2 protein-coding genes are annotated in these 3,729 nt (G+C 75.5%); one reads left to right on the top strand and one right to left on the bottom strand.

The genetic code is table 11. The annotated features are described in order from the left end of the window. On the top strand, positions 1 to 2,949 hold a 2,949-nt coding region (locus G3I41_RS11960; RefSeq protein ID WP_239081593.1), incomplete at its 5' end, for a BTAD domain-containing putative transcriptional regulator. Between the two features lie 46 nt (positions 2,950 to 2,995). Here the strand turns inward: G3I41_RS11960 and G3I41_RS11955 are convergent. Then, positions 2,996 to 3,729: NPCBM/NEW2 domain-containing protein (locus tag G3I41_RS11955; RefSeq protein WP_203600806.1), on the bottom strand; the 734-nt coding region annotated here is incomplete at its 5' end.

The following is a 3,729-nucleotide window of genomic DNA, read 5'->3' as shown; positions in this document are numbered from 1 at the left end:
GTCGCCGCTGCGGCGGCCGGGGGCGTGGGGGCCACCGCCGCCGAGGTCTCCGGCTTCCCGCGGGCTACGGAGGCCGGGGATGCCACGGAGCCCGCTCCCGGGACGTCCGCCTTCGCCGAGCCTCTCGCCGCCGAGCCCGGCGAGGCCCTCGCCCCGTCCGCCGCCGCCCTGGTCGCCGAGCTGACCGAGCTGACCGCCGCCCACCCGTACGACGAACGCTTCCGGGGCCAGCTGATACGGGCCCTGCGCGCCGACGGCCGGCAGGCCGACGCGCTCGCCGCGTACGAGGACGCGCGCCGAGCCCTCGCAGACGGGCTCGGCACCGATCCCGGGCCCGAACTTGCCGCCCTGCACCGCGAACTCCTCGCCCCGGCGCCCGCGCCCGCCGAAAGCGGGTTGTTTCACGTGAAACCCGGTCGGAGCAATCTGCGTCCCCGGCTGACCTCGTTCGTGGGGCGCGAGCCCGAACTGCGCGCCATCCGCGACGACCTGACCCGGTCGAGGCTGGTCACCCTCACCGGCCCCGGCGGTTCCGGGAAGACCCGCCTCGCCGAGGAGTCGGCCGCGCACCTGGCCGCCGCCTCCGGCTCCGCCCCGCCGGACATCTGGATCGCCGAACTCGCCCCCGTCGAGGATCCCGAGGCGGTCGCCGGCGCCGTGCTCTCCGCACTCGGGCTGCGCGAGACCGCTCTGCTGCGGGATACCGCCCTCGATGGCGCGCCCCCGCGCGCGGACCCGGTCGACCTGCTTGTCGACCGCCTGGGCCGCGGCGCCCGGCCCGCACCCGTTCTCCTCGTCCTCGACAACTGCGAGCACGTCATCGGCGCCGCCGCCGCACTGGCCGAGACCTTGCTGACCCGCTGCCCGCATCTGCGTGTCCTCGCCACCAGCCGGGAACCGCTCGCGGTCCCCGGCGAGTCCGTACGACCGGTCGGCCCCCTCCCGGCCGACCCCGCGCACCGCCTGTTCACGGAGCGCGCCAGGGCCGTGCGCCCCGGCTTCGACCCCGGCCAGGGGCCCGCGCACGACGCGGACGCCGTCGCGGAGATCTGCCGTCGGCTGGACGGGCTGCCGCTCGCGATCGAACTGGCCGCCGCCCGGCTCCGTCTGCTCGGACCGCGTCAGATCGCGGACCGGCTCGACGACAGGTTCCGTCTGCTGACGGGCGGCAGCCGGACCGTACTGCCTCGCCAGCAGACGCTGCGAGCGGTTGTCGACTGGTCCTGGGACCTACTGGACGAGGACGAGCGCACGGCCCTGCGGCAGGTCTCGGTCTTCGCGGGCGGCTGGGACCTGGCCGCCGCCGAAGCGGTCATCAGGACACCGGCCGTCCCCGGCGGGCCCGCCGCCGACACCGCCGACCTGCTCGGGGCGCTGGTCGACAAGTCCCTGGTGGTCGCCGCCCCGGGCGCGGACGGCGCAATGCGCTACCGCCTGCTGGAGACCATCCACGAGTACGCCACCGAGCGGTGCGCCGAGGACCCGGGGGTGCGCGCGGCCGTCGAGCGCGCGCACACCGCGTACTTCCTCGCCCTGGTCGAGGAGGCGGAGCCGCTCCTGCGCTCCGGCGACCAGCTGCCCTGGATCCAGCGTCTGGAGACCGACCTCGACAACATCCGGGCCGCCCTCCAGCGCACCACCTCGCCCGCCACCTCCGCCGAAGGGGAGGCAGCCCGTCTGGTGCTGGGCATGGGCTGGTTCTGGTGGCTTCGCAACTACCGTTCCGAGGGCCTGTCCTGGACCCGGAAGGCCCGTGCCCTCGGTGCCGAGCCCACCGACGAGTCGGACCCCCGGTACTGGCCCCGGATGAACCTGCACATGCTGTGGTTCTTCTTCGCGGCGGAGAGCGGGCAGTCCGCGATGGCGCACGACGACACCGCGCTCCACGCGCTGGTCGCCCGGGTGGCCGACGCGTTCGCCACCTCGCTCACCCACAGCGCCCGGTTCCCGGGACTGCTCTGGCCGATGACCGCGTATCTCACCGGTAGCCCGCAGGACGCCAGGCAGAAGATCGACGCGGCGGTCGACAACGCCCGGGCGCACGGCGGCCCGTGGGAGTACGGCGTCATCCTGATGTTCCGCGCGCACATGATGGTCGACATGCCGGGCGGCATGCCCGGGATCGACGACGACCTGGACGAGCTGCGCGCCCTGAGCCGCCGCGTCGGCGACCGCTGGATGCGCGCCCAGGTGGCGAGCGCGGCGGCCGAGGCGGGCATGATGCGCGGGCGCTATGCCGAGGCGCGCACCGCGTACGAGGAGGCGCTGCTGCTCGCCCGCGAGGTCGGCGCCCATGCCGAGGCTCCGTTCCTCCTGGCCCGGCTCGCCGAACTCTCCTACCGCACCGGCGACCTGGCGGACGCCCACCAGCGGCTGGACCGTTCGGAGGCCGAGGCCGAACGCCACCAGGCCCACGACGCCACCGCGTACGTCCACTATCTGCGCGCCACGATGGCGTTCTACCGGGGCGACATCGCGGACGCCCGGCGGCTGCTCACGGTCGCCCTGGACGAGGCCGGGCGCGGCGGCCCGCCGTCGCACTTCACCGTGGCGATGGCCGGCCTGTCGGCCCGGATCGCGGTGTACGAGCCGGGGCCCGACGGCGGCCTCGTCGCCGGGGCGCGCGCGCTGACCGAATCCCTTGTCGCGGCCGAGGAGGCCCGGTGCGCCGAGATCGTTACGGGGCATCTGGCGGACGGCGCGGCGTCGGTCCTGGCGAGGCTCGGCCATCACGCGGTGGCCGTCCGCGTGTCCGCCGCCGCCGACGACTGGCGGCGCACGTCGATCCCCCGGACCGAGGGGGAGCAGGCCGAGACCGATGCGGCAGCGCACCTGTGCCGCGAGGCGCTGGGCTCCGCGCGTTGCGAGGAGGAGCGCGCGGCGGGCCACGGGCTGTCCTTGGACGACGTCATCGCACTGCTGCAGGAGATCGTCGCGGACCTGCCGTGACACATGTGCGGTCCGGCCGCGCCGAGGGGCGGAGGCCCCGCGATCGTCAGCGGCAGCTGATGCGTGACTCGGCCCAGTCCGCCAGGGCGACCCCGCCGAACGGCCGCTCCGGCTCGACCACCAGCCGAATCCGCTGCTGGCCCGCCACATTCACCCCGACCGGCACGGCCGGGTCGTTGCCCCGCACCACGGGGGACTGCCACAGCCGCCTCCCGTCCCCGCCGAACACCGAGAACCGCACCGCGCCGAGACCCAGGGTGAGGTCGTCCACCCCGGCCATGGCCTCGTACCGGGTGCACTGGCGGTTCAGCTGGATGACCACCGAGGAACGGTTGTCGACGGTCACCCCGTGCGCGTACCGCGTGCCGCCGACGGACATGCCGGAGCGTTGCCAGACCCAGCCGCTCTCCCCGAGGACCACCTCGGGTGCGGTGTGGTCGCCCAGGAGGGTGTAGCCCAGCTCGCTGACCTGGTAGACATCCGGCGCCGGTGCGGGAGGCGGCGGAGTCGGGGTGGGCGGCGGAGCGGACGGCTTCGGCGGCGGAGTGGGCGTCGGTGTCGGCGTGGGGCTCGGCGGAGGAGTCGGCGTGGGTGTCGGCGTGGGTGTCGGCGTGGGCGTGGGCTTCGGCGGTGGGGGGGCCGGCAACGCGGGCTCCGGGGGCATCGGCTCGGGCGGGGTCGGCTTCGGGGGTGCGGGCGAGGGCACGGCGGGCGCCACGGCCGGGGGCTTGGAGACCGGCTTCGCCTCGGGCCGGGGGCTGTCGTCACCCACCAGGGCCC

It is taken from the genome of Streptomyces sp. SID9727, assembly GCF_010550605.1.
In the GTDB taxonomy this organism is placed as follows: Bacteria; Actinomycetota; Actinomycetes; order Streptomycetales; family Streptomycetaceae; genus Streptomyces.
Note: the sequence above shows the minus strand (reverse complement) of the source record. Positions and strands in the feature narration are given on the sequence as shown.